This window comes from Williamsia sp. Y712 (assembly GCF_059445525.1).
On sequence record NZ_JCAIUN010000001.1, the window covers coordinates 1,826,089 to 1,850,279 of the forward strand.

Genomic DNA, 24,191 nt, shown 5'->3' on the forward strand with positions numbered 1-24,191 from the left:
TGGCACATTCGATCTGGTGGTGGCAGCAGATGGCGTCCACAGCACGATCCGCCGAACGTGGTGGCCCGACGACGGCCGTCCGCGGGATACCGGAATACGCGTGTGGCGTTGGATCGTCGACCGACCGCCAGGTGACTTCGTCGGCACCGTTTGGGCGCAGCGCGCCGAGTTCGGTGTCGTTCCGCTGCCCGGTGAACGCACGTATGTGTTCGCTGCTGCAGTCGGCCGCGACCAGAGCGGCGACCTCGGCGATTTCGCGCTCTGGCCGGAGCCCGTCGCCGCTCTGGTCGCGGCGGCCACCGGCGTCATCGAACATCGGCTTCTCGACCTGGCGGTCCCGAAGAACCTGGTACGCGGCCGTATCGCGTTGGTCGGGGATGCGGCACACACCCTGCGACCCCATCTCGGGCAGGGCGCCGGGCTGGCGATCGAGGATGCCGTTGTCCTGGCGTCCCGCGCACTGGACCTGGATTCCTACTCGCGGGTCCGCAGGCGGCGGGTCCGGGCGGTTGCGGCGGCGGCCAGAGCTGCCTCACCACTGTTGATGCCCCCGGGGTCGACCACGACCGCTCTGCGCGACGCCGTGGTGCGGGTACTGCCGGACAGGTTGGTCCTCGCGCCGCTCACGGCCATCAATCGCTGGCGTCCGCCGGGTTCGTGAGCCGGTCACGGCCGACCATCACCCGCCCACGTGGTGGGTCGGCAGGGCGCCTTCGGTGCCTCCGGCCAGATCGGCGATGGTCAGCAACATCTTTCGGCTCATCACAAAGGAGATCGGTTCCAGGAACGTCGGCGAGAACCCGATTCGGCCGGAGAGTTTGTCGCCGTACGAATAGCGGCCGCGTTCGATCAGCCGACTGCGCCCGTTTCCGGTATCGACGATGTGAAAAGCCCACAGCGACTTGTCTGGTGAACGATCCGTGCCGCCGAACAGGACCAGCGACTTGTTCGGTTCGGCCATCTCCACCCGAAGGCCAGGGGCCTTGATGTGAAGCTTCACCTCGTCACCGATCATCAGTGACTGGAATTGCGGCAGGATCGCCGTGGTGTTCCGGATCTTGCAGCCGACGAGGTTCTCCAGGCCCTGATAGCTGTAGAACCCGCCGCGGCCCTGCCCGAGCTGGACCAACCACGGCCAGACCCGCTCGGGAGGTGCAGCGACGTCGATCGCGTGGGTGTAGCCCCATTTCGGTTGCGGTACAAGCTCATCGCCGGGATAAGTGGCCGTGATCTCGGTCGGGGTCGCGCCCCAGGTCGTCCGCTGTTTTCGCAGGGGCCGGGCCAGTAAGGCCCCGGCGATGCGAACCGCCCCGTCGACCGAACTCAGGACCATTGCCATTCGCGGATTTCGGGCAGGTCTTCAAAATGCTCGCGGACGTACTCGTGGTGTCGCTGGAGCTGGTTCTGGCAGTACTCGGCGAGTTCGGCCGTCTTCTCGGGCACTCGCCTGGTGCGTCGCAAAGCTTCGAGCACCAGGTGGTAGCGACTCATCTTGTTGAGCACGACCATGTCGAAAGGTGTTGTGGTGGTGCCCTGTTCGCTGAACCCGCGGACGTGGAACCGGTCGGCGTTGGTGCGTCCGTGGAGTTGTTGGTGGACTGCGCGCGGATAGCCGTGGAACGCGAAGACGACGTGGGTGTCGGCGGTGAACAGGTCGATGAAGGCCTGCTCGGGCAGACCGTGCGGGTGATCGTTCTGCGGTAGAAGCACCATCAGGTCAATGACATTCACCATTCGGACACGCAGCCACGGCACCCATTCGCGCAGCAGGTGGGCCGCGGCCAGGATCTCTTCGGTGGGTACGTCACCGGCGGCGGCCAGCACGATGTCGGGCTCGTCTTCGGTGCCAACCACCGAAGTCTTCTCGGTACCTGCCCATTCCCAGATCGACGCCCCGGCGGCGCAGTGCTCGTTGGCCTGCTCGAGTGTCAGGTACTGCGGATGTGACTGCTTGTCGACGACAAGCACGTTCACGTGGTCCTTGCTGCGGAAGCAGTGGTCGGCAACCGACAGCAACGTGTTGGAGTCCGGCGGCAACCAGACCCGGACCACCTCGGGTGAGAGCGGGATGACGGCATCGATCATTCCCGGGCCCTGGTGGCTGAATCCGTTGTGGTCGTTGCGCCAGCAGGTACTGGTCAACAGGATGTTCAGCGAGGCGACGGGCTCGCGCCAGGGCAGGGCCACCGCATGCTGCAGCCACTTGGCGTGCTGCACCAGCATCGACACACTCACCATCGCGAACGCCTCATAGGTGGCGAACAGACCGTGGCGTCCGGTCAGCAGGTAACCCTCCAGCCAGCCCTGGCAGAGATGTTCGCTGAGAACCTCCATGACCCGACCTTCGGGGGAGAGCCCGTCGTCGAACTCGGTACGCGGTAGTTGCCAGCACCGGTCGGTCTCCTCGAAGACGGCCTGCAAGCGATTCGATGCCGTCTCGTCCGGACTGAACAGCCGGAAGTTGCCACCGTGGTCGGCATCGGAGTTGTCGCGATAGATGTCACGCATCAGTTCACCGAGGACCTTGGTCGTCTCGTACGACGTGGCGCCGGGGGCATCGATCTGCAGTGCATACGACTCGAGCGGAGGAATCCTCAGCGGGACGAGGTTGCGGCCCCCGTTGGCGTACGGGGTCGCACCCATCCGCAGGTCGCCCGCGGGTGCGAGTTCCGCGAGTTCGCGCACGAGCGTGCCGTTGTCGTCGAACAGTTCGTCGGGGCGGTATTTGCGAAGCCAATCCTCCAGGAGTGCAAGATGTTCGGGGTTGTCACGCACCCCCGACAGCGGAACCTGATGACTCCAATGGGTGCCCTCGATCAGTTTGCCGTCGACCGTGTGTGGGCCGGTCCATCCCTTGGGGGTCCGCAAGACGATCGCCGGCCACTTGTTGCCGCTGGGCGCCCCGCCGCGGGCGTCGGCCTGGATGCTCGCGATCTCCTCGTGGGCGTCGACCAATGCCCTGGCGAGGTCGGTGAACACCTGGCGGGGGTCGTGGCCCTCGACAAACACCGGAGCCCAGCCCTGGCCGGACAGATACGCCTCGATGTCGCGGTCGCTGGTCCGGCCGAGCACTGTCGGGGCGGCGATCTTGGCCCCGTTGAGATGAAGGATGGGGAGCACCGCTCCGTCGCGTGCCGGGTTCAGGAAGGCCGGGATCTTCCACGATCCGGACAACGGGCCGGTCTCGGCCTCACCGTCGCCGACCACACAGGCGACCACCAGTTCGGGATTGTCGAAGGCCGCGCCTGCGGCGTGGATCAAGGCGTATCCGAGTTCGCCGCCTTCATGGATCGAACCCGGGGTCTGGACGCTGACATGACTGGGGACGCCGCCCGGTGTGGAGAACTGCCGGCACAGGGCGCGCACACCGGCTGCGTCGCGGGAGACGTGCGGGTAGATCTCGCTGTAGGTGCCCTCGAGGTACGTCGAGGCCACCAGCGCCGGGCCGCCGTGTCCGGGGCCGGTGATGTACAGCCACTTCGACCCGGTGTCGCGGATCCGGCGATTGATCAGTGTGTAGATCAGAGAGAGTCCGGGGCTGGTGCCCCAATGTCCCAGGAGGCGCGGCTTGATGTGTTCGTTCTTCAGCGGGTCGCGCAATAAGACGTTGTCCTGCAAGTAGATCTGGGCGACGGTCAGGTAGTTGGCAGCGTCCCACCAGCGCAGGTCGAGGTCGAGTTCTGATTCGGCGTAATCGGCCAAGGACATGGTGGCACCTCTCTGATACGGACAGTGCTTCTCGATTATCAGCCGCTGCCGCGACGATCGCAGGAGGACAAGTACCCAAATGTCGAGAGTTCATCCGAACGTCGTTGCCGATTGCCTCACAACAGGCTGCCGCTCTCAGCTTTCTGCCACCCTCGGCAAGTAATGTCGAGGCCGTGCACCTGTTCCTCCCGGCGCTGTTGGCGACGCTGTCAGCTTTGCTCGTCGCCAGCGGAACTCTCGTGCGCCAGCGCTCGTCGACCCCCTCTGGTGGCATCACCAAACGGTGGTGGCTGGGGGTGGTGATCGCGGCGGGCGGTTTCGCATTGCAGGCCGCGGCGCTGGGCATGGGATCGCTGCTTTTGGTGCAGCCGCTCATCGTGCTGTCGGTGCTGTTCGCCTTACCGATGGAGGCCTATCTGGACCATCGGCGTCTCAATTTCCACGAGTGGAAATGGGGCATCATCCTGACGGTCTGCGTTGCGGCGTTCGTGGTGATCGCACAGCCCGAGGCAGGCTTGGGCCACGTGTCGGTGGGTACGCTCGCCGGCACGATTGTGGTGGTGATCGCCGTCCTGGCCGCGTTGGTCGTGACGTCGCGGTTCGTGTCCGCCCATCATCGAGCGCTCCTGCTCGGCTCGGCATCCGGTCTGCTCACCGGCGTGCAGGCGTTTCTGCTCAAAGGTGTGATGACCCAGCTCGAAGATGGTGTTGTCGAAATCCTGGTCCACCCCGAGGTCTATCTGATCCTGTTGGTCGCCTCCGGGTCGGTGGTCACCCAGCAGCTCGCTTTCGCAGCCCATGACCTGCAGACGTCGTTCCCCGCGATGACGGTGTGGGAGCCTGCGGTCGCCATGGCGATGGGTGTGCTGATCCTCGGCGAGCGGATCGACGTCAACTGGATCGAAGGCGTTGTCGCCGGTGTCGCGCTGGTGACGATGTTGCGGGCGGTCTTTGTGCTGGCGCGTCACGCCGCTGAACGCGAAACCGAGTTCGAAGTCGACCTGATCAAGAAGGTTGCGCCCGCGTCCGGGGGCAACGCCACGGGTCCACCGGACCACTGAACCGCCCGTAAGTCTGGAACACGTTCACCTCCAGTGGCAAGGTGGGGTGATGGCAGAGACCGAGTACGACGTCGTGGTGATCGGCGGTGGCCCAGCCGGAGAGGTGGCTGCGCAATACGCCATCGCCGGATCCTCACGAACCGCGGTGATCATCGAGCACGAACTCCTCGGCGGCGAATGCTCCTACTGGGCCTGTATGCCCAGCAAGGCGATGCTGCGACCGATCGCCGTCCACGCCGCCGCCCGCCACCTCGACGGCATCAAGGTCGGCAAGAAGATGCTCCCTGAAGAACTGTTGCGCCGCCGCGACGACTGGGTGAACGACTACGAGGACGAGGGCCAGGTGAAGTGGGCTCATGGGCTCGACATCGAGGTCGTCCGGGGTCATGGAATCCTGTCCGGGAAACGCACGGTCGAAGTCGACAACGGTGGACGCAGCAAGACCATCAAGGCCCGACAGGCGGTGGTCGTGGCGACCGGGAGCACCCCCGTCATCCCGAGTATCTACGCCACCGCGCATCCCTGGACGTCCCGCGATGCCACCGGTGTCCGGGACATCCCGGCGTCACTCATCGTGGTCGGCGGCGGTGTGGTCGCCTGTGAAGCCGCGACATGGATGGCCGCGCTCGGCACCAAGGTCACGCTGCTGGCCCGAGGCACGTTGCTCGGCAAATCCGAGCCGTTTGCCGGCGAACTGGTCGCGCAGGGTCTGACCAACAGCGGCATCGACGTCCGGTTGGGCGTGGAGGTGACCGAGGTGGTTCGCCCGGTCGCGGCCGACACCGGGGTTGGCCGGATTCACGGTGATGCGGTGACGGTGACAGCCGGTGGCGAGTCGATCACGGCCGACGAGATCCTGGTGGCCACCGGCAGACGCCCCGCGCGCGGCGGAATCGGGCTTGATTCGGTCAATGAAGATGCGTCGTGGCTGTATTGGGTGGGCGATGCCACTGGCGGTCCGGCGCTGACACATTGGGGTAAATACCAGGCCCGCAATGTCGGTCACACCATCGCCGCCCACGCCGAGAACCGGGTCCCGCCTGCGGTGCCCGCCGATGTACCGGTCCCACAGGTGGTGTTCACCGATCCGCAGGTGTCGAGCGTCGGGCTGACCGAACGCGAGGCGCTTGCCAAGGGAATCGACGTGAAGCTCGCCGACGTGAACATGGGCTCGGTTGCCGGTTTCGGGTTGCTCCGCGACGACGCCGAAGGCAAGGCGCGTCTGGTGATCGATCGCGGCGCGGGCGTCATCGTCGGGGCCACGTTTGTAGGACCCGAGGTCGACGAACTCGTCCACGCCGCGACCATCGCGATCGTCGGGCGAGTGCCGATTGCAACTCTGTGGCACGCGGTGCCGTCGTATCCCTCGGTGAGTGAGGTCTGGCTGCGGCTACTGGAGTCGCTCGACTGACCCCTACCGAATTCGCGCCACCTGCCTGCGTTCGCGCCCGTTGCAACCGGCGCGAACGCGGGCAAGCGGCGCGAATTCGGCTGGACCTACACGCGGACCGCGAACCAGCCCTGCGCCTTCTCGATGGAGGTGTCCAGGGGCTGTGGCGTCACGGTCTCGTCGCCGTCGCGAGTGAACGGTCCGTCGCCGAGTAATGCCACACCGGTGCAGGTGAATGTGCCGGTGATCGTCTCGTCGTCGAAACCGGTCAGGGTGACGTCGCAGCCGGAATGCATGCTGTCGGCGAAATACCCGCCGTCGACCTGCAGGCCCATGAAGGCATCCTCGACCTTGTGTGGCACCTCGATGGGCAGATTGCCGTCGGCCTCGCCGTCGATGGTGATCAGGATGCCTGCCGACGGGTCACCGAACCGGATCTCGATCTCCTTGTCGGTGGCGTCGTATTCGCCTGCGCTCGAATCGGTTTCGGCGGTGATGCACTGGGTGGTCCCGTCGGACAGTGTCACCGAATATGCCGCTGTGCCGGTGGTGTATTCGACTGATGATGTCGGTACCGCGAGGCGACCGGCGGGTGCGGCAACACCGCACCCGGTTGCGGTGCTGGTCGTCGCTTCGGTCGTTGTCGACTGGGCGACGGGGGCGCCGTCTTCGGAGCTGTCCGAACAGGCGGTGAGCAGGCCAAGGCCAAGGGCGCCCAAGCCGAGTGCAGTGGTCAGACGGCGCGCAGATCGGTTGGCGGACACGAGGGTTCTCCTTGAACGATGTGTGGATCGATCAAGAACGTAACGCCCGCAGGGCGACTGTGGCCAGCAGATGAATTCGTTTGACTGTCAGCGGCCTACAGCATGGCCCCCGGATTGAGGATGCCGAGCGGATCGAGGGTGTCCTTGATGCGTCTCGTCAGTTCGATGACGTCATCGCCCAATTGATCGGGGAGCCAACCTTTTTTGAGTCGACCCACACCGTGTTCACCGGTGATGGTGCCGCCCAACGCAATCGCCAGATCCATGACCTCGCCGAATGCGGCATTGGCCCGAGCGGTCTCGTCGGCGTCGCTGGGGTTGTACACGATCAGCGGATGGGTGTTGCCGTCGCCGGCGTGTGCGATCACGGAGATGAGCACCCGGCGGTTGGCGGCGATCGCCTCGATGCCGTCGATCAGATCAGGCAGCTTGTGCAGCGGTACGCCCACGTCCTCGAGGAGCAGTGGTCCGATCTTCTCGATGGCGGGGATCGCGAATCGGCGGGCGGCGGTGAACGCCTCACCCTCGTCGGGGTCGGTGGTGGAGAACACCTCGGTGGCCCCGCAGTCGGTGAAGGCCTGCTCCATGACTGCGACCTCGGCGGCCGCAGCGGCACCGGGTGCGTCGGACTGGGCGACCAACAGGGCTCCGGCGCTGCGGTCGAGCCCCATCTTGAGGTGGTCCTCGACGGCGTTGATCGCCACCTTGTCCATGAACTCGAGCATCGCCGGGCGGATGGTCGAGGTGATGGCCAGCACCGCCTTCGATGCGGCATGAACCGATTCGAACGATGCCACCACCGTGGATGCGGGCGGTTGCGGCGGCAACAGCCGCAACGTGACCTCGGTGATGATGCCCAGCGTGCCCTCACTGCCGACGAACAGCTTGGTCAGCGACAGCCCGGCGGTGTCCTTCAGCCGCGGTCCACCGAGGCGGACCGCGCGCCCGTCGGCCAGAACCACTTCGAGTCCGAGGACGTAGTCACTGGTGACGCCGTACTTCACGCAGCACAGGCCACCGGCGTTGGTGGCGGCGTTGCCGCCGATGGAGCAGATCTCGAACGAGGACGGGTCCGGCGGATACCAGAGCCCGTGTTCTTTGACCGCGGCTTTCACCTCGGCGTTGAGCAGGCCGGGCTGGCAGATGGCGGTGCGGGTCACCGGGTCGACCGTGATGTCGCGCATCTTCTCCGTGGTCAACACGATGCCGCCGGAGATCGCGGTGGCGCCGCCGGACAGTCCCGTTCCGGCGCCACGGGGGATCACCGGGATCTGATGCTCGGCGCACCATCGGACAGTCGCCTGGACATCGGCGGTACTGGTTGCGCGAACAACGGCCATGGCGGTACCCGCATCGGGGTCAGCCGCCCGATCCTGCCGGTAGGCCGCGACGATGTCGGGGTCGGTGACGACCACGCCGTCCGGCAAAGCGGCCACCAGGTCTGCCACCACTGTTGTTGTCGACATGCTCGCAGCGTAATCCGCGACGCCGGACGCAGGTGGAGAGACGGAGGTCAGAAGGAGACGAAGCGCAGCGGAGCTCGACCTTTAGGAACCGATGACCTTGCTGATGCCCTCGGCCCACTCCTTGGCCTGCACCTTCGCGGCAACCTTCGACGACATGTCGTGTCGTCCGTGCTCGCCGACCTGGCTCGCGCCGAGTTCGGTCAGCTTCTCGGCCATGATCTCGCCGCCGCGGTTGAAGGTTTCGTCGTAGACGCTGTCGCCGAGCCCGAAGACAGCGAAACGCAGTCCGGAGAGATCGGGCTTCTCGTCGTCCAGCGCTTCGGCGAACGGCTCGGCGCCGGTGGGGAGCTCGCCTTCGCCGTACGTGGAGCAGACCACCACGAGGAAGTCGTCGGATGTGAGGTCTTCGACCGCGAAGTCGGACATGTCGTACATCGAGACATCGTGTTGCCCGGCCAGGACGTCGGAGATCGCATCGGACACGAGCTCCGCCGTGCCGGTCTCGCTGCCGTACAGGATCACAACAGACATTTACATCTCTTTCTACGTGGATCAGTGCCGACTGAGGTTACCCGAATGACGATCGTTCGGCCTTCGGGCAAGTCGTACCCAGTCCGTGATGCTAGCGAATCCGATCCGGTGGTCACAGGCCGCCCGTAATGCTCGGTAGCCTGGGTGGATGAAACCCGACGCTGGTGACCAGCCCGAGAATGCCCGTGACCCGAAGGGTCACAAAACCGGACTGTGGCGCGAAGCCGATGCGCGAAAGGGTGATTTCATCGGCAGCTACCACAACGGCCGTCGAGAAGGATTGTGGCGGCACTACTTTCGTGACGGCACAGTGCGTTCGGAGGCGAACTATCGATTCGGCATCCTCCACGGCGAGAGCGTTTGGTACCGGGAAAACGGGGGTCTGCTGCAAAAGGGGACCTTTGTCGATGGTGAGAAGACCGGCCTCTGGGAGCGTTGGAGCCCGGAGGGAAACCTCATCGATCGTGGGCATCGGGAGGACGGCAAGAAGACAGGGGAGTGGCAGTACTTCGCCGCGGACGGATCAGTGGAACGCACCACAGTTCATCGTCCCCATTCGGCCTGAGCCGGACCGCAAGAAAATCGCCTGACATCGCATTCTGTGGTGGATAGGCTCGCAAGAGGACCCCAATGAAGGGATATGGCATGGCTGCCGATTCAGAAACCAAACGCAAGTTCCGCGAGGCTCTCGATCGCAAGAATCAGAAGGGGAAACTGGCGGAAGATCACAAGGATGCCGGCTCGAAAGCCGGTGGTCAGCACGGTGCGGAGGGTGGCCCGCACCAGTTCCGCCGTAAGACCGGGTAGTCCTCCGCGCAGGTCATCTACGAACCCTCGCATTACTAGGAAGTCCTAGTATATAGTGATCGAGACAACACGTTCGTAGATGACTTGTGAGGACCCCATGACCAGGCAAATCGACCACTTTGTGGACGGCGTCCGCACCGCTGGAACCAGCGGCCGCACCGCTGATGTGCTGAACCCGAGCACCGGCAAGGTGCAGGCCACCGTACCGATGGCCAATCAGGCCGACATCGATGCCGCCGTCGCAGGCGCGGTGCAGGCGCAGAAGGTGTGGGCCGCGTGGAACCCGCAGCGTCGCGCCCGGGTGATGATGCGGTTCGTCGACCTCGTCAACCAGAACATCGAAGAGCTCGCCGAGCTGCTCTCCATCGAGCACGGCAAGACCATCCCCGACGCCAAGGGCGACATTCAGCGCGGCGTCGAGGTCATCGAGTTCGCCATCGGCATCCCGCACCTGATCAAGGGTGAGTTCACCGAAGGTGCAGGCACCGGCATCGATGTGCACTCGATCCGCCAGCCCCTCGGCGTGGTCGCCGGCATCACGCCGTTCAACTTCCCGGCCATGATCCCGCTGTGGAAGGCCGGGCCCGCGCTTGCCTGTGGCAACGCGTTCATCCTCAAGCCCTCTGAGCGCGACCCGTCGGTGCCGGTCCGTCTGGCCGAATTGTTCCTTGAAGCCGGTCTGCCCGCCGGCGTCTTCCAGGTCATCCACGGCGACAAAGAAGCCGTCGACGGTCTGCTGCACCACGAGGACGTCCAGGCATTCGGCTTTGTCGGCAGCTCTGACATCGCGCAGTACATCTACTCCACCGCAGCTGCCAACGGTAAGCGCGCACAGTGCTTCGGTGGCGCCAAGAACCACATGATCATCCTTCCCGACGCCGATCTCGATCAGGTCGTCGATGCGCTGATCGGCGCCGGTTACGGCAGTGCAGGCGAGCGTTGCATGGCCATCTCGGTTGCCGTTCCGGTTGGAGAGGCCACTGCAAATCGCCTGCGCGAGAAGCTGATCGACAAGGTCAACGCACTGCGCGTCGGCCACAGCCACGACATCAAGGCCGACTATGGCCCACTGATCACCAAGGCAGCCCTCGAGCGCGTCAAGGACTACATCCAGCAGGGTGTCGACGCAGGCGCCGAGCTGGTCATCGACGGCCGCGAGCGTGCTGCCTCCGACCTGACCTACAACGGTGAGAGCCTCGAAGAGGGCTACTTCATCGGACCCACCCTCTTCGATCACGTGAAGAAGGATCAGACGATCTACACCGACGAGATTTTCGGACCCGTTGTCTGCATCGTCCGTGCCGCCGATTACGAAGAGGCACTGGCACTTCCGACCGACCACGAGTACGGCAACGGTGTCGCGATCTTCACCCAGGACGGCGACGCCGCACGCGACTTCACCTCGCGGGTTCAGGTGGGCATGGTCGGCGTCAACGTGCCGATCCCGGTGCCGGTGGCCTACCACACGTTCGGTGGCTGGAAGCGTTCCGGATTCGGCGACCTCAACCAGCACGGGACCGCGTCGATCAACTTCTACACCAAGGTCAAGACCATCACGACCCGGTGGCCGTCGGGCATCAAGGATGGCGCCGAGTTCGTCATCCCGACCATGGACTGAGGCTTTCCGATGTCAGTTGAGACCTTCTCGCCGTTTGATCTGAGCGCGGATGACAAGGTCATCGTCGACACCGCGGCGGCCTTCGCGCGTAAGCGCTTGGCGCCCAGCGCCCTCGACTGGGATGAGCGCAAGCACTTCCCGGCCGCGGAACTGCGCGAAGCCGCCGAGCTCGGCATGGCCGGGATCTACACCAGTGAGGATGTGGGAGGAAGCGCGCTGCGTCGTCTCGACGGTGTCCGGATCTTCGAGGAGCTGGCCAAGGCCGATCCGACCACCGCCGCGTTTCTGTCGATCCACAACATGTGCACGTGGATGGTCGATTCCTACGGCACCGACGAGCAACGCCACACGTGGGCATCGAAGATGGCGTCGATGGAAGCCATCGCGAGCTATTGCCTGACCGAACCAGCCGCGGGAAGTGACGCTGCGGCGTTGCGTACCAAGGCGGTTCGGGACGGTGACCACTACATCCTCGACGGGGTGAAGCAGTTCATCTCCGGCGGTGGTGTCTCCGACGTGTACATCATCATGGCGCGCACCGGTGCCGAAGGGCCGCGTGGCATCTCGACGTTCATCGTGCCGTCGGACACCCCCGGGCTGTCCTTCGGTGCCAACGAGCAGAAGATGGGGTGGAACGCGCAGCCCACCGCGCAGGTCATCATGGAGGGTGCCCGGGTGCCTGCCGCCAATCTTCTCGGCGGAGAAGAGGGCAAGGGCTTCGGGATCGCCATGAACGGCCTGAACGGTGGGCGCATCAACATCGCGGCCTGCTCGCTCGGGGGCGCACAGGCGGCGTACAACAAGGCGATCACGTACGTTTCGGATCGAGAAGCCTTCGGCGGCAAGCTGATCAACGAGCCGACCATCCGGTTCACGCTCGCCGACATGGCCACCTCGCTCGAGACGTCGCGGCTGATCCTCTGGAAGGCTGCCAGCGCACTCGACGCGGGCCATCCGGACAAGGTCGAACTATGCGCGATGGCCAAGCGCTACGTCACCGACACCTGCTTCGACGTCGCCGACCAGGCGCTGCAGTTGCACGGTGGTTATGGGTATCTGAAGGAATACGGTCTGGAGAAAATCGTCCGCGATCTCCGGGTGAACCGAATACTGGAAGGCACCAACGAGATCATGCGGGTTGTGATCGGCCGGGCAGAGGCCGACAAGTCGACAAAGGGGCAATACCTATGAGCACCATCGCGTTTCTGGGTCTGGGCCACATGGGCGGTCCCATGGCCAAGAACCTGGTCAAGGCCGGACACACCGTGCACGGATTCGATCCGTCGCCCGAGGCTTCCGCGGCCGCAACGGCCAACGGCATCGAGGTGTTCGCCGGTGGGATCGAGGCGGTGGCAGACGCCGACGTCGTGATCACGATGCTGCCGCACGGCAAGGCCGTCGTCGACTGCTACTCACAGATCCTTCCGGGAACCAAAACCGGTGCGCTGCTCATCGATTCCTCGACGATTTCCGTCGAGGAGGCACGCAAGGTGCATCAGCAGGCGGCCGACCACGGTTTCGCCCAGCTCGATGCCCCCGTCTCCGGTGGGGTCAAGGGTGCCGACGCGGGCACCCTGGCCTTCATGGTCGGTGGCAGCGACGAAGCCTTCGTCACCGCGCAGAGCATTCTGGATCCGATGGCAGGCAAGGTGATCCACTGTGGTGGATCGGGTGCGGGTCAGGCCGCGAAGGTCTGCAACAACATGGTGCTCGCCGTGCAGCAGATCGCGATCGGTGAGGCATTCGTGCTCGCCGAGAAGCTGGGCCTGGAAGCTCAGGCACTCTTCGACGTGATCACCGGCGCGACCGGCAACTGCTGGGCGGTCCATACGAATTGTCCAGTGCCGGGACCGGTTTCGACATCGCCTGCGAACAACGACTTCAAGCCGGGGTTCGCCACCGCATTGATGAACAAGGATCTCGGCCTGGCCATGGCCGCGGTCGAGTCGACCGGTGCGATCGCCCCGCTTGGCGAGCACGCCGCGACGCTCTACGCCGATTACGCACAGGAGAATGGCGCCAAGGACTTCAGCGCCATCATCGAAACCCTGCGCTGAACGCCGCTCGCACCACCACTTCGCTCACTGAACTCATGCCCGCGCAGTCTGCACCGCAGACCGCGCGGAGGTGAGGACAGTGAGCGAAGTTGTTTGTATCGGCGCCGATCTTGGTCGAGCGGCCCGCCACTGGTAGAGAGGTAGGTAACCGATCCAGGTGCGAGGAGAAAACCGATGACGCCCGCCAATGCCCAGAAGTTCTACATCGACGGTCAGTGGGTCGATCCCGTCGGCGCAGCGACGCTCGACGTCGTCAATCCGGCAACGGAGCGCAGTATCGCCACCATCGCGCTCGGCGATGAAAAGGACGTCGAACGGGCCGTCACCGCGGCTCGGGCGGCTTTCGACGGCTTCGCCGCCACCAGCCGCGACGACCGAATTGCGTTGCTGGAACGGGTGATCGAGGTGTACAAGTCGCGGCTCGATGATCTGGCCGCGGCGGTGAGTGCGGAAATGGGTGCGCCGGCGAAGCTGGCCGCTGCCGCCCAGGCGCCGTCCGGGCTAGGACATCTCAAGGCCACGCTCCGGGCACTGCGGGACTACGAGTTCGAAGAGAAGCTCGGTTCGACCACTGTTGTCTACGAGCCGGTGGGGGTCTGCGCGTTCATCACCCCGTGGAACTGGCCGCTGAACCAGATCGTGGCAAAGGTGGCACCGGCGCTGGCGACCGGCTGCACGATGGTGCTCAAGCCGTCGGAGATCGCTCCGCTCAATGCTCTGGTGTTTGCCGAGATCATGCATGACGCAGGCGTACCCGCGGGTGTGTTCAACCTGGTCAACGGAGATGGTCCGACGGTTGGTGCGGCCCTGTCGTCGCATCCCGAGGTCGACATGGTCTCGTTCACCGGTTCGACCCGCGCCGGTATCGAGGTCGCCAAGAATGCCGCACCGACGGTCAAGCGGGTGGCGCAGGAACTCGGTGGCAAGTCGGCCAACATCATCGTCGACGACGACGCGTTCGCCGGGGCCGTGGCACGCGACGTCGCGGCGATGGTGGTGAATTCGGGGCAATCCTGCAACGCCGGTTCACGCATCCTGGTGCCGGCATCGCGGATGGACGAGGCCGCCGAGATCGCCGGGACGACGGCGGCGAAGATCGTGGTCGGCGCACCCGATGGCGCCGATACCGTTATCGGACCGGTGGTTTCGAAAGCGCAGTTCGACAAGATCCAACGGCTGATCCAGGCCGGCATCGATGAGGGTGCCACGGTGGTGACCGGTGGTCCGGGCCGACCAGAGGGTGTCGAGGTGGGTTACTTCGTCAGGCCAACGGTGTTCGCCGACGTCACCAACGACATGACCATCGCCCGCGAAGAAATCTTCGGTCCGGTGATGACGCTCATCGGTTACCAGGACGAGGACGACGCCGTCCGCATCGCCAACGACTCGAATTACGGTCTGGGCGGGCTGGTTTCATCGGCCGATCCGCAGCGGGCCCGCCGCATCGCCCGCCGCATGCGGACCGGCACGGTGCACGTCAACGGGGCCCCGCTGGACCGCAGCGCCCCGTTCGGTGGCTACAAGCAGTCGGGCAACGGCCGCGAGTTCGGCAAGTTCGGGATCGAGGAGTTCCTCGAGGCGAAGGCGATCTTCGGCGACAACGACTGAGTCCGAACCTCACCCCGGCGGCATCGGTTTCTCAGATGTCGCCGGAGTGCTTGCGTACCGCGTTGATGGATTTGACCAGTGAATTGGCCTGGGACTCGGTCATTCCGACGTCACCGAAGACCTCGCGGTTGAGCGCGAGGGTTGCTTCTTCCACCGTCTCGCGCCCGGAATCGGTGATCTCGACGAGTGTGGTGCGACGGTCCGTCGGGTGCGGTACGCGGCGGACCATGCCGGCCTCTTCGAGGCGGCGGATCGCGTGGGTCACCGACGTCACGTGCACCTGGAGCCGGTCGCTGGCCTTGGTGATCGGCAATGCGCCTCGCCTGCTGAATGCCAGTAGTCGCAGGAGTTCGAATCTGGAGAAGCTCAGCCCCCAGGGCTTGAGAACCGATTCGACCCGGGCGAGCAGGATCTGATGGACACGCATCACCGACGTCACGGCCTGCATGCCGACCGCTACGTCGCCCCACCCGGCCGCCTCCCAATTTCGGCGAGCCTCGGCGATGGGGTCGTCGTCTGGGAAGTCGCTCGGCATCCTCCCATTCAACAGCAGCGGCCACGCGCGGCCGGGGAGGTCCCGACCTCAATGTCGCCACCGGTTTATGTGACAGTGAGCGTTGACACATTGTCGAGTGGCGCATAGCGTCGGGTTCAGCGAACACAACGCCACCAGGAGGCCCGATGTCAGCCCCATCCCGATCCCGATCCACATCCCAGAAGGCCGAGGTGTCCGGCGGTCGTGAAGCGATCGCCGCGAGATTGCTCAGCGGTTCGGTCAAGCGGTCGTATTCACCGATCGTCGACCTCGACTGGGACGCCCCACTCGATCCGGACAAGTACTTCCTGCCACCGCGGGTGTGCAGTCTGTACGGCACCGAGTTGTGGAACGGCCTGTCCGAGGAGCAGCGGATCGAGGTGTCCCGACAAGAACTCGCCAACATCCTCTCGATCGGCATCTGGTTCGAGAACCTGCTCAATCGGTCTCTGCTGCAACGACTTCTCAAGCAGGATCCGGCGTCGTCGGTCAGTCACTACGCCCTGACCGAGATGGGCGATGAATGCCGCCACATGGTGATGTTCGGGCGGGCCATAGAACGTAGCGGCGCGCGGGCCTATGGCTTGGCGGGGTGGGAGCGAAGGCTCATGCTGGTGCTCCCGTTCGGATTGCGGGGTTCGATGATGTGGGTTGCCGCGCTGGTCGGCGAGGAGATCTTCGATGCCCTGCAGCGTGAGATGCTCGATGATCCCGAGTTACAGCCGTTGGTCTCCCGGCTGATGCGGATCCACGTCACCGAAGAGTCCCGGCACATCGGGTTCGCCAGGGACGGGATCGTCCGTCGTCGCGGCACCCGCGGGCGCTGGGAGACCTTTCTGGCCGCGAACCTGCACGGCCTGGCCGCGCTGCGGTTCAAGTACCTCTTCACCAATCCGGCCATGTACGCCCGGGCAGGCCTGGACAAAAACGAGGCCACGCAAGCCGCCCGCAGCAATCCGAACTTTCATCAGATGCAGCTGCTCGGGTTCGCCGACCTCGCGCAGTTCCTCGAGGACAACGGTCTGATGACCCGGTTCTCGCGCGGGGCGTGGCGCAAGGCGGGCTTCCTCGAATGAGCCGGTTACGCGTGGGCCTGGTCGGGTCGGGACCGGCGATGTCGGCGATGGTGGCACGGTTGCGCAGATCGCCCAACGACATCGAGTTCTCGACTGTGGCGGCGGTCGGGGAGTTCGACGCCACCACCGATCTCTGGGACAACGACGACCGCAGCCGGATCCTGATCACCTCGGACGCCGCACCCGACGACAACTACCTCGGGATCATCAGTAGTCGGCAGCCCAACCTCTTTCACGTCGATGCTTCGGCGGTCGACTACATCGGTGCGGCCGTCGACGAACTCGTCTTGTCCGGTTCGACCCGGGTGCAGGTGCGGATACCGATCGAACGGTCATGGCTCGGTTACGTCCGCGCCAATGGCGGTGAGCACAAACGCTCCCGTGAGCTCAAGCGGTTCGACGCCTCCGACTACGACTTCAGCTCTGCCGAGATCCGGGACGATGGCGTCTACGACGGACCGGCGTCCATCGGTCACGAGGAGGATCAGGTGACCTCCCGGATCCGGGTCCAGGGCTATGTCGACCCCCTCGACGGCCAGTTCCACTGGGCCGGAATCGCCTTCGGTGACGAGGTCCGCGCTCTCAAGGACGCCAAGGTCACCGCGGTGGAGGTCGTGGTCGGCGATGGCGAACCGGCACCGGCCCGCCTCTCGGAGGTCACCCCGTGGGGGACCGTGCGGATCACCGGGATCGGAGCACCGCCCTATCCGCTCGACGACGCCGAGCTTTTGGTCCGCGGCTTCGGGCCTGGTTCGCAGTTGATTCCTGCACCGGGCAATTCTCCGTAGACTGGGCAGCGCGCGACCGCACGAGGTCGCGCCAGGTCGAGGAGGAACCATGGCCAAAGAAATCGACAGAGCTCGTACCCAGGCGGTCAAGCAGACCGTCGCCGCCCATCCCGGCATGGTGTTGTTTGCTCTGGCCCCGGCGGTGATCATCTTCGGTGTCCTGTGGCTCATCACCAACTTCTGGATTGCCCTGATCGTCGGGGTGGTCGCCGGTGGCGCCGCCCTGTGGAAGCTGCTCAGCAAGTAGATGTCAGGCGCGCAACCCAGCACCAGGGTCGACAGCTGGATCTGGTCGGTCCGGCTGACCAAGACCCGGTCCGCCGCTGCCACCGCCTGCCGCGGTGGACACGTCAAGGTCAACGGAACCCCGGCCAAGCCTGCGCAGCATGTGGCGATCGGCGACGAGGTCCGGATCCGGGCTGCCGGCCGCGACCGCATCGTGGAGGTCACCCGAGTCGTCTCCAAGCGGGTCGGCCCACCCGTTGCGGCGGAGTGCTTCATCGACCGCAGTCCACCTCCTCCTCCCAAAGAACTGCTCGCCGCGCTCCCGCTGCGTGATCGCGGCAGCGGTCGTCCCACCAAACGTGAACGGCGCGAGACGGACCGGCTGCTCGGCCGACCCGATGTCGGCTGATCAGTCGGTCGCAGGCGGGCACTTCTCTACACTGCAATCTGTGATGACCTCGGCGCGCAGGAATCGGATCGGGGCGGTGATGGCGGCGGCGTTCGCGGCGATGCTCATGGTGGTGGGTTGCTCCGATGACAGCTCCGCCGACACCGACCGGACAACAAAGGCGGACGCACCCACCGGTAAGGCCGGGGAGGGGCCGTTCTTCGGTGAATGTGGTGGTGTCACCACCGAGGACGTCACCGCGGTCTCCAAGATCGGCGGGCTGACGAACACGATCAACAACACGTCTGTCTGCGAATGGGTCACCGCGCAGGACCAACTCGGTCCGCAGCTGTCGTTCAACTGGTATCGCGGCAGCCCGATCGGCCGCGAACGCGCCACCATCCAGCTCTCCCGAGACGTGGTCGAGGACATCACGATCGACGGCCACACCGGGTTCATCGGCTCGAGTGAGGGCATCTGCGAGATCGGTATCGACTTCGGCGCTGACTTCTTCGAGTGGTCGGTCACCTACGGCCTGGCCTCACCGGATCAGGCATACCCGAGCCGGGCCGAGATCTGCGAAGTGGCCAAAACGCTTGCCACCCAATCGATCGAGAACGCCAAATGATCGGGCGAGGCGGGGTTCGCCGCCGAGTCGTCGGGCCGGTCCTGCTGGCTGTGCTGGCCACCGTCGCCCTGCTGGCGGGTTGTACCCGGGCGGTCGACGGGGATGCCACCGCGATCGGCGGCGGTAGCGGCACCGCCGACGGGAACGTCGACACCGACGACTACAAACGCCTCCTGTACGAGTGCGAGATCATCGCACCGGAGTCCATCGCGAACGCGGTCGGCGGCACGGTCGCAGAACCGGGCTTCTACGGTGCGATCTGCCGGTGGACGGTCAACGGCCCGGTGGTCACCGAGGTCACGTTCAACTGGTTCGAGTGGGGCGACATCGAGGTGGAGAAGTCGACGGCCAAACAACTCGGCTACACCACCGAGAACGTCAAGGTCGCCAGCGTCACAGCCTTCACGCAGGTGAACCCGGCGCGTCCGGCGGCATGCGGGATCACCGCCAGGGCGCCCGGCGGTGGGATCTACACCTGGTTCGTCGAACCGCGCAGCGCGACACCGATCGGCGATCCCTGCGCGGCGCCCACCAAGCTGATGGAGATATTGCTCGGCGGGGGACAGTGACGGGCCGGGGGATCAGTCGGGGCGTTTGGTGATGGTGACGGTCGCTGCCACCTTGTCGCCGTCGATCATCCACATCTGCAGCTGATCGGCTTCTCGTCGGCGCCGGATCGTCACCGTTGCTCCGGGCTCGATCGCCCGCAGGTATTCGATGACGACGCGATGCGGGCCCTTGACGAGGTCCTCGTGGTCGAGGACCTCATCTTCGACAACGGCGAAGTATGCGGCGTTGTTCAGATGCTTGAACGGATCGAAATCGGTGGCCCGGAGAACATGCGGGCGGTCGGCCTCCGACGGCTCGGGCGCGGTTGCGGTGTTCATCGACTTCCACCGCAGTCGATGCTCGTCGGTCGACTGGCTCAGCAGATCGAACGCATCGTCGGTCAGCCGTGAAGGCAGACCCTGATCGTTGACGTTGATCCAGAACGCCTCTGTCTCGATGAGTCCGTCCTCGCGAGGCTCCGGATTGAACCGATTGGTCTCGTGGGTCGCGGTGACCCGGACCCGCATATTGGTCCAGCGGGTCGACAGCGCGCCGCACCAGCGCTCCAGCTTCACCTCCGCCGGCCAGGAGATCGGGCGGATCACGTCGATCACCGTGCGACGGACGATCCAGAACGGATCGGTGGTGTGGAAGTCGGTCGCCTCGAGGTTGTCGTTGGCGATGTCCTGCAGGTAGCGGGTCAGTCCGTCGAACCGCAAGCGCATGTACTGGTCGACATCGCCTGTACGAACCCGGTAATTCGACTCGAAGTGGCGGGCGCCTTCCTTGAGATCGGGCAGCTCGATGGGGTGCAATGCAGCGTCGATCGGCGAATCCGGCATTTCGGGTCCTCTCGTTTTCCGCGGTGGCAAACCGGTGTCGCGAAGGTCCACACCAGGATCGCAGCATATGGGCTTCTCGTAATCGGGTGGGTGGCATTACCTTTGTGGGACCGGCGTAACAAAAAATGTCGAAAGATGACTTCCGACACGTCTACTCGGCCGCGGGGGACTCAGCCAAAACTCCTCGTCGCGGCCTGGTAGTTGGACGCCGGGCGAATTCAGGGTAAAAATTGGAACAGGTTCCACTTTTGGAACGAAGAGAGTAGTCGAGGTAGGGGCCGTATGGCACACGTGATCACGCAGCCTTGTTGCAACGATGCCAGTTGCATCAGCGTATGTCCGGTGAACTGCATTCACCCAACGCCGGATGAGCCGGAGTTCGCCACCGCGGAGATGTTGTACATCGATCCGGATACATGCATCGACTGTGGTGCATGCATCGATGAGTGCCCGGTTGAGGCGATCTTCCCGGACGACTCGCTCGACGAAGGCCAGGAACGCTACCTCCAGATCAACGCGGACTACTACACCGACCACGACGTGTCGGGCGGTCTGGTCGCCCCGCGCAAGAAGCCCCCGCTACCGGCAGACAAAGAACTCCACGTCGCGATCGTCGGGGCCGGGCCCGCCGCCTTCTATGCGGCCGAGGAACTGGTCCGGCACAGCTCGATCCGCGTCGACATGTTCGACCGCCTCCCCACCCCGTACGGCCTGGTCCGGGCCGGGGTCGCGCCCGACCATCCGTCGACCAAGGGCGTGGAGAAGACGTTTGCGTCCACCGCCGCCAAGCGCACCTTCGAGTACTTCCTGAATGTCGAGGTCGGCAAGCATCTCGACCACGGTGACCTGACCGACCACTACGGCGCCGTCATCTACGCCCATGGTGCATCGACCGACAAGCACCTGGGTATCGACGGTGAGGATCTTCCCGGCAGCATCGCCGCGACCGATTTTGTGGCCTGGTACAACGGGCACCCCGATTACACCGACAAAGACTTCGACCTGTCGGCGCAGCGGGTCGTCGTGGTTGGCAACGGCAACGTCGCCCTCGACGTGGCCAGGATCCTGCTGGACAGTCCCGACAAGCTCGCCAAGACCGACATCGCCGATCACGCCCTCGAGAAGCTGCGGAGCAGCAACGTCTCGGAGGTCGTCCTGCTCGGCCGTCGCGGTGTGGCACAGGGCGCGTACACCAACTCGGAGTTCCTCGCGATGGGCGACATACCCGGAGTCGACGTCATCATCGACCCCGAAGAACTGGTGCTCGACGCGGCGAACCAGGCCGCACGAGACGCCGGCACCCTCGACTCGACGATCGCCACGAAGGTGCGGATCGCCGAGGAGTTCGCCGCGCGCGTGCCCACCGAGGGCAACAAGCGGGTGGTGTTCCGGTTCCTGGTGTCGCCGCTGGCGATCAAGGGTTCGAGTGAGGGTGTCGAAACGGTCCGTTGTGCTCGAAACGAGTTCGTGAACGCTCCGGATGAGTCGGCGGACAACTCCGGCGATTCACCGCGGCCGGCATCGAGCCGGGTTGCGATCCGGCCGACGGGTGAAGAGTTCGATCTGCCTGCCGGTGTGGTCATGCGGGCAATCGGTTACACCGGTCTGCCTTTGCAGGGTGTGCCGTTCGACGGGGGTCAGGGCGTGGTGCCCAACACCGGAGGGCGCGTGCTCGAGACACCAGGCGGTGAACGACTCGAGGGCGTGTACGTCACCGGCTGGATCAAGCGCGGGGCCACCGGCGGTATCGGTATGAACCGGTTGTGCGGTCAGGAGACGGCACTCGCGGTCATCGCGGACTTCACCGAGGGCAAGCTCGCCGAGCCGGTGAAGTCGCGCGAGGAGATCCCGGCACTGATCGCGGAGCGGGGCGCCGACCGGATCGATGGCGCCGGCTGGAAGAAGATCGATCTCGCCGAACGCACCGCAGGCAAAGAGGCCGGACGACGGCGGATCAAGCTCGTCAGCATCGAGGCCATGGAGGCTGCCGCCAAGGCCTAGGCACCCGAAGTGGGGCCGGCCGGATGAATCCGGCCGGCCCCGGCAGTGTTCTGCCGAACCAGCAAGGCACGTTCTGGACGGATACGGTTACGGCCACCAGGCCCGGCACGAAAGGTCACAATGCGCGTAGCACTGCTGTCTTACCGAAGTAAGCCTCATTGTGGTGGACAGGGCGTGTACGTGCGTCATCTGTCGCGGGAGTTGGCCCTGCTGGGGCATCAGGTCGAGGTCTTCTCCGGCCAGCCGTATCCCGATCTGGACGACAAGGCGATCGCCGCGGGCGTCACGCTCACGAAGGTGCCCAGCCTGGATCTCTACAACGACGAGAATCCGTTCCGGACGCCGTGGCCGTGGGAGATCAAGAGCTGGATCGACGCCCTCGAGGTTCTGACGATGTGGACCGCGGGATTCCCGGAGCCCCTGACATTCAGCCTGCGCGCCGCTCGGCTCCTGCGGAAGCGGACCGAAGATTTCGACGTCGTCCACGACAACCAGTGCCTGGGCTACGGACTGCTGCAGATCGAGCGCGACGGGTTGCCGGTCCTGGCGACCATCCACCACCCGATCACACGGGACCGGGAGCTCGCGGTGAAGGCGGCGAAGGGCTGGCGCAAGATCACCGCGCGACGCTGGCACGGATTCCTGGCCATGCAGGGCCGGGTGGCCCGGCGGATACCACGGCTGCTCACGGTGTCGCGCAGTAGCGAGGTCGACATCCGCAAGGCCTTCAGCATCCCCGAAGGTCGCCTGACAACGATCCCGCTCGGTGTCGACACCGAGCAATTCCGACCCTCGACACAGCGGGTGCCCGGCCGCATCGTGTGTGTTGCCAGTGCGGACGCGCCGCTCAAGGGTGTGTCGTATCTGCTCGAAGCGGTGGCGAAGCTGCGTGCCGAACGGAATGTCGAGCTCAAGCTGGTGTCGAAGCTGGTGCCGGGCGGACCGTCGGACACCCGGATCGACGAGCTCTCGATCCGCGATTCGGTCGAGGTCGTCTCGGGCCTGGACGACGACGAACTCGCGGCGTTGCTGGCCTCGGCCGAGGTCGCCTGTGTGCCGTCGCTCTACGAGGGCTTCTCGTTGCCCGCGGTCGAGGCGATGAGCTGCGGGACACCGTTGGTTGCCACGCGCGCCGGTGCCATCCCCGAGGTCGTCGGGGAGGCGCAAGAAGCGGCGCTGCTTGTGCCGCCGATGGATTCGGGCGCATTGGCAACGGCTTTGGGGTCGCTGCTCGGTGACAAGGAGTTGCGGGATCGACTCGGTGCCGGTGGTCGCGCCCGGGTCGAGGACCGGTACAGCTGGTCGGCCGTCGCGGCCAAGACCGCACAGAACTACCAGCAGGCGATCGATGAGTTCAATCAGTCAGAAACGTTCGGGCACTAGGGGGCAGCGTTGTTAACCGTTGATTTTGATCGACTCGGTGTTGGTGCGGGGTGCAAGGCGATCGACATCGGGGCCGGGCAGGGACGGCACTCGTTCGAGATGTTCCGGCGTGGCGCCGACGTAATCGCATTCGATCAGTCGGAAAGCGACATGGCTTCGGTCGCGGAGATGTTCGACGCGATGATCGCGGAAGGGCAGGTTCCGGCCTCGTCCAAGGCCCGCGCCGAAGTCGGTGATGCACTGCGCCTTCCGTACGCCGATGGTGAGTTCGATGTGGTGCTGATGTCGGAGATCCTCGAACACATCCCGGATGACACCGACGCCATCGCGGAGATGGCGCGCATCCTGAAGCCCGGCGGGCTGGCCGCGGTGACGGTCCCGCGGTACTGGCCGGAAAAGGTCTGCTGGGCTTTCTCGGATGAGTATCACGCCAATGAGGGCGGGCACATCCGGATCTACAAGGCGTCCGAACTGGCCGAAAAACTGCGCAGCGCCGGACTCGAGGTGACCGGAACGGGACACGCGCACGCACTGCATGCGCCATATTGGTGGCTCAAATGTGCGGTGGGCGTGGAGAAGAACGACCACCCACTGGTGAAGGCCTATCACAAGCTGCTGGTGTGGGACATGATGAGCGCGCCGAAACTGACGCGGGTTGGCGAGCAGATCCTCAACCCGGTGATCGGCAAGAGCGTGATCCTGTATCTGCAGAAGCCCGCAATCGGGTCGAGCTCCGCCTCCGGCTCCGGCCCCGGGTCGGCCTGAT

Annotated in this window: 25 protein-coding genes; 18 read left to right on the forward strand and 7 right to left on the reverse strand. The window is 65.0% G+C overall.

What is annotated here, in order from left to right:
• The first annotated feature begins 16 nt into the window (after nt 1–16).
• A complete protein-coding gene (locus AC1D75_RS08440) occupies nt 17–661 on the forward strand; it encodes an FAD-dependent monooxygenase (protein WP_495514815.1) in 645 nt (214 codons plus the stop codon).
• A gap of 18 nt (nt 662–679) precedes the next feature.
• Here AC1D75_RS08440 and AC1D75_RS08445 read toward each other — a convergent pair whose 3' ends face one another.
• Both AC1D75_RS08445 and AC1D75_RS08450 read right to left on the reverse strand, forming a co-directional pair.
• Nucleotides 680–1,339 carry a hypothetical protein gene (locus AC1D75_RS08445; RefSeq protein ID WP_495514816.1) on the reverse strand — a complete coding sequence of 220 codons (660 nt, stop codon included), beginning with the start codon at nt 1,337–1,339 and terminating at the stop codon, nt 680–682.
• The gene (locus tag AC1D75_RS08450; RefSeq protein ID WP_495514817.1) at nt 1,324–3,708 is read right to left on the reverse strand and encodes a phosphoketolase family protein; all 2,385 of its coding nucleotides are present in this window, start codon (nt 3,706–3,708) and stop codon (nt 1,324–1,326) included. Before AC1D75_RS08450 ends, AC1D75_RS08445 begins: the two co-directional genes overlap by 16 nt.
• Before the next feature lie 173 nt (nt 3,709–3,881).
• Between AC1D75_RS08450 and AC1D75_RS08455 the strand changes: the two genes are divergently transcribed.
• Both AC1D75_RS08455 and AC1D75_RS08460 read left to right on the forward strand, forming a co-directional pair.
• Nucleotides 3,882–4,769, forward strand: coding sequence for a DMT family transporter (locus tag AC1D75_RS08455; protein WP_495514818.1), 888 nt, complete (start codon nt 3,882–3,884; stop codon nt 4,767–4,769).
• Between the two features lie 49 nt (nt 4,770–4,818).
• On the forward strand, nt 4,819–6,180 hold the full coding sequence (locus tag AC1D75_RS08460; protein WP_495514819.1) for a dihydrolipoyl dehydrogenase family protein: 1,362 nt from the start codon (nt 4,819–4,821) through the stop codon (nt 6,178–6,180).
• Between the two features lie 86 nt (nt 6,181–6,266).
• On the opposite strand, the gene AC1D75_RS08465 is transcribed toward AC1D75_RS08460, so the two are convergent.
• From AC1D75_RS08465 to AC1D75_RS08475, 3 genes are all read right to left on the reverse strand, one after another.
• Nucleotides 6,267–6,923, reverse strand: coding sequence for a hypothetical protein (locus AC1D75_RS08465; protein WP_495514820.1), 657 nt, complete (start codon nt 6,921–6,923; stop codon nt 6,267–6,269).
• A gap of 95 nt (nt 6,924–7,018) precedes the next feature.
• Entirely contained in the window at nt 7,019–8,389 is a 1,371-nt protein-coding gene (locus tag AC1D75_RS08470) for an FAD-binding oxidoreductase (protein ID WP_495514821.1), read from the reverse strand.
• A gap of 81 nt (nt 8,390–8,470) precedes the next feature.
• On the reverse strand, nt 8,471–8,920 hold the full coding sequence (locus tag AC1D75_RS08475; RefSeq protein WP_495514822.1) for a flavodoxin domain-containing protein: 450 nt from the start codon (nt 8,918–8,920) through the stop codon (nt 8,471–8,473).
• Nucleotides 8,921–9,068: 148 nt separating this feature from the next.
• Between AC1D75_RS08475 and AC1D75_RS08480 the strand changes: the two genes are divergently transcribed.
• The 6 genes from AC1D75_RS08480 (at nt 9,069) to AC1D75_RS08505 (ending at nt 15,010) form a co-directional block, all read left to right on the forward strand.
• Nucleotides 9,069–9,485, forward strand: a complete 417-nt coding sequence (locus AC1D75_RS08480) for a toxin-antitoxin system YwqK family antitoxin (protein WP_495514823.1) — start codon at nt 9,069–9,071, stop codon at nt 9,483–9,485.
• Between the two features lie 80 nt (nt 9,486–9,565).
• Nucleotides 9,566–9,727, forward strand: a complete 162-nt coding sequence (locus tag AC1D75_RS08485; RefSeq protein ID WP_495514824.1) for a DUF5302 domain-containing protein — start codon at nt 9,566–9,568, stop codon at nt 9,725–9,727.
• A gap of 97 nt (nt 9,728–9,824) precedes the next feature.
• Nucleotides 9,825–11,345 carry a CoA-acylating methylmalonate-semialdehyde dehydrogenase gene (locus AC1D75_RS08490; protein WP_495514825.1) on the forward strand — a complete coding sequence of 507 codons (1,521 nt, stop codon included), beginning with the start codon at nt 9,825–9,827 and terminating at the stop codon, nt 11,343–11,345.
• Nucleotides 11,346–11,354: 9 nt separating this feature from the next.
• Nucleotides 11,355–12,536, forward strand: coding sequence for an acyl-CoA dehydrogenase family protein (locus AC1D75_RS08495; RefSeq protein ID WP_495514826.1), 1,182 nt, complete (start codon nt 11,355–11,357; stop codon nt 12,534–12,536).
• Nucleotides 12,533–13,402, forward strand: a complete 870-nt coding sequence (mmsB, locus tag AC1D75_RS08500) for a 3-hydroxyisobutyrate dehydrogenase (RefSeq protein WP_482135572.1) — start codon at nt 12,533–12,535, stop codon at nt 13,400–13,402. Before AC1D75_RS08495 ends, mmsB begins: the two co-directional genes overlap by 4 nt.
• Nucleotides 13,403–13,576: 174 nt before the next feature.
• The gene (locus tag AC1D75_RS08505) at nt 13,577–15,010 is read left to right on the forward strand and encodes an aldehyde dehydrogenase family protein (RefSeq protein WP_495514827.1); all 1,434 of its coding nucleotides are present in this window, start codon (nt 13,577–13,579) and stop codon (nt 15,008–15,010) included.
• 31 nt (nt 15,011–15,041) lie between these two features.
• On the opposite strand, the gene AC1D75_RS08510 is transcribed toward AC1D75_RS08505, so the two are convergent.
• The gene (locus tag AC1D75_RS08510; RefSeq protein ID WP_495514828.1) at nt 15,042–15,545 is read right to left on the reverse strand and encodes a MarR family winged helix-turn-helix transcriptional regulator; all 504 of its coding nucleotides are present in this window, start codon (nt 15,543–15,545) and stop codon (nt 15,042–15,044) included.
• A 146-nt stretch (nt 15,546–15,691) separates the two neighbouring features.
• On the opposite strand from AC1D75_RS08510, the gene AC1D75_RS08515 reads away from it, so the two are divergent.
• From AC1D75_RS08515 to AC1D75_RS08540, 6 genes are read left to right on the forward strand one after another with little or no spacing between them, the layout of a single operon-like run.
• Nucleotides 15,692–16,621, forward strand: a complete 930-nt coding sequence (locus AC1D75_RS08515) for an AurF N-oxygenase family protein (protein WP_495514829.1) — start codon at nt 15,692–15,694, stop codon at nt 16,619–16,621.
• Nucleotides 16,618–17,409 carry a DUF4873 domain-containing protein gene (locus tag AC1D75_RS08520; protein ID WP_495514830.1) on the forward strand — a complete coding sequence of 264 codons (792 nt, stop codon included), beginning with the start codon at nt 16,618–16,620 and terminating at the stop codon, nt 17,407–17,409. The genes AC1D75_RS08515 and AC1D75_RS08520 overlap by 4 nt, the downstream gene beginning before the upstream one ends.
• A 49-nt stretch (nt 17,410–17,458) precedes the next feature.
• On the forward strand, nt 17,459–17,656 hold the full coding sequence (locus AC1D75_RS08525; RefSeq protein WP_495514831.1) for a hypothetical protein: 198 nt from the start codon (nt 17,459–17,461) through the stop codon (nt 17,654–17,656).
• Nucleotides 17,657–18,043 (forward strand): RNA-binding S4 domain-containing protein, encoded by a 387-nt coding sequence (locus AC1D75_RS08530; protein ID WP_495514832.1) that lies wholly within the window; start codon nt 17,657–17,659, stop codon nt 18,041–18,043.
• Between the two features lie 43 nt (nt 18,044–18,086).
• Nucleotides 18,087–18,650: a DUF3558 domain-containing protein gene (locus tag AC1D75_RS08535; RefSeq protein ID WP_495516017.1), complete on the forward strand. Its 564-nt coding sequence runs from the start codon at nt 18,087–18,089 to the stop codon at nt 18,648–18,650.
• Nucleotides 18,647–19,219 (forward strand): DUF3558 domain-containing protein, encoded by a 573-nt coding sequence (locus tag AC1D75_RS08540; RefSeq protein WP_495514833.1) that lies wholly within the window; start codon nt 18,647–18,649, stop codon nt 19,217–19,219. The genes AC1D75_RS08535 and AC1D75_RS08540 overlap by 4 nt, the downstream gene beginning before the upstream one ends.
• Before the next feature lie 12 nt (nt 19,220–19,231).
• On the opposite strand, the gene AC1D75_RS08545 is transcribed toward AC1D75_RS08540, so the two are convergent.
• Nucleotides 19,232–20,041: an acyl-[acyl-carrier-protein] thioesterase gene (locus AC1D75_RS08545; protein ID WP_495514834.1), complete on the reverse strand. Its 810-nt coding sequence runs from the start codon at nt 20,039–20,041 to the stop codon at nt 19,232–19,234.
• A 282-nt stretch (nt 20,042–20,323) separates the two neighbouring features.
• Between AC1D75_RS08545 and AC1D75_RS08550 the strand changes: the two genes are divergently transcribed.
• The 3 genes from AC1D75_RS08550 to AC1D75_RS08560 all read left to right on the forward strand — a co-directional run bounded on the left by AC1D75_RS08550 (nt 20,324) and on the right by AC1D75_RS08560 (nt 24,190).
• A complete protein-coding gene (locus AC1D75_RS08550) occupies nt 20,324–22,042 on the forward strand; it encodes an FAD-dependent oxidoreductase (protein ID WP_495514835.1) in 1,719 nt (572 codons plus the stop codon).
• A gap of 120 nt (nt 22,043–22,162) precedes the next feature.
• Entirely contained in the window at nt 22,163–23,425 is a 1,263-nt protein-coding gene (locus tag AC1D75_RS08555) for a glycosyltransferase family 4 protein (RefSeq protein WP_495514836.1), read from the forward strand.
• A gap of 9 nt (nt 23,426–23,434) precedes the next feature.
• Complete coding sequence (locus tag AC1D75_RS08560) at nt 23,435–24,190, forward strand: class I SAM-dependent methyltransferase (protein ID WP_495514837.1); 756 nt, start codon at nt 23,435–23,437, stop codon at nt 24,188–24,190.
• Nucleotide 24,191: the final 1 nt, after the last annotated feature.

Bases quoted from the DNA above. Each gene is read 5' to 3' on its own strand.
- AC1D75_RS08445 (WP_495514816.1), bottom strand. From the start codon at position 1,339: ATGGCAATGGTCCTGAGTTCGGTCGACGGGGCGGTTCGCATCGCCGGG.
- AC1D75_RS08450 (WP_495514817.1), bottom strand. From the start codon at position 3,708: ATGTCCTTGGCCGATTACGCCGAATCAGAACTCGACCTCGACCTGCGC.
- AC1D75_RS08460 (WP_495514819.1), top strand. From the start codon at position 4,819: ATGGCAGAGACCGAGTACGACGTCGTGGTGATCGGCGGTGGCCCAGCC.
- AC1D75_RS08470 (WP_495514821.1), bottom strand. From the start codon at position 8,389: ATGTCGACAACAACAGTGGTGGCAGACCTGGTGGCCGCTTTGCCGGAC.
- AC1D75_RS08475 (WP_495514822.1), bottom strand. From the start codon at position 8,920: ATGTCTGTTGTGATCCTGTACGGCAGCGAGACCGGCACGGCGGAGCTC.
- AC1D75_RS08480 (WP_495514823.1), top strand. From the start codon at position 9,069: ATGAAACCCGACGCTGGTGACCAGCCCGAGAATGCCCGTGACCCGAAG.
- AC1D75_RS08485 (WP_495514824.1), top strand. From the start codon at position 9,566: ATGGCTGCCGATTCAGAAACCAAACGCAAGTTCCGCGAGGCTCTCGAT.
- AC1D75_RS08490 (WP_495514825.1), top strand. From the start codon at position 9,825: ATGACCAGGCAAATCGACCACTTTGTGGACGGCGTCCGCACCGCTGGA.
- AC1D75_RS08495 (WP_495514826.1), top strand. From the start codon at position 11,355: ATGTCAGTTGAGACCTTCTCGCCGTTTGATCTGAGCGCGGATGACAAG.
- mmsB (WP_482135572.1), top strand. From the start codon at position 12,533: ATGAGCACCATCGCGTTTCTGGGTCTGGGCCACATGGGCGGTCCCATG.
- AC1D75_RS08505 (WP_495514827.1), top strand. From the start codon at position 13,577: ATGACGCCCGCCAATGCCCAGAAGTTCTACATCGACGGTCAGTGGGTC.
- AC1D75_RS08510 (WP_495514828.1), bottom strand. From the start codon at position 15,545: ATGCCGAGCGACTTCCCAGACGACGACCCCATCGCCGAGGCTCGCCGA.
- AC1D75_RS08515 (WP_495514829.1), top strand. From the start codon at position 15,692: ATGTCAGCCCCATCCCGATCCCGATCCACATCCCAGAAGGCCGAGGTG.
- AC1D75_RS08520 (WP_495514830.1), top strand. From the start codon at position 16,618: ATGAGCCGGTTACGCGTGGGCCTGGTCGGGTCGGGACCGGCGATGTCG.
- AC1D75_RS08525 (WP_495514831.1), top strand. From the start codon at position 17,459: ATGGCCAAAGAAATCGACAGAGCTCGTACCCAGGCGGTCAAGCAGACC.
- AC1D75_RS08530 (WP_495514832.1), top strand. From the start codon at position 17,657: ATGTCAGGCGCGCAACCCAGCACCAGGGTCGACAGCTGGATCTGGTCG.
- AC1D75_RS08535 (WP_495516017.1), top strand. From the start codon at position 18,087: ATGACCTCGGCGCGCAGGAATCGGATCGGGGCGGTGATGGCGGCGGCG.
- AC1D75_RS08540 (WP_495514833.1), top strand. From the start codon at position 18,647: ATGATCGGGCGAGGCGGGGTTCGCCGCCGAGTCGTCGGGCCGGTCCTG.
- AC1D75_RS08545 (WP_495514834.1), bottom strand. From the start codon at position 20,041: ATGCCGGATTCGCCGATCGACGCTGCATTGCACCCCATCGAGCTGCCC.
- AC1D75_RS08550 (WP_495514835.1), top strand. From the start codon at position 20,324: ATGGCACACGTGATCACGCAGCCTTGTTGCAACGATGCCAGTTGCATC.
- AC1D75_RS08555 (WP_495514836.1), top strand. From the start codon at position 22,163: ATGCGCGTAGCACTGCTGTCTTACCGAAGTAAGCCTCATTGTGGTGGA.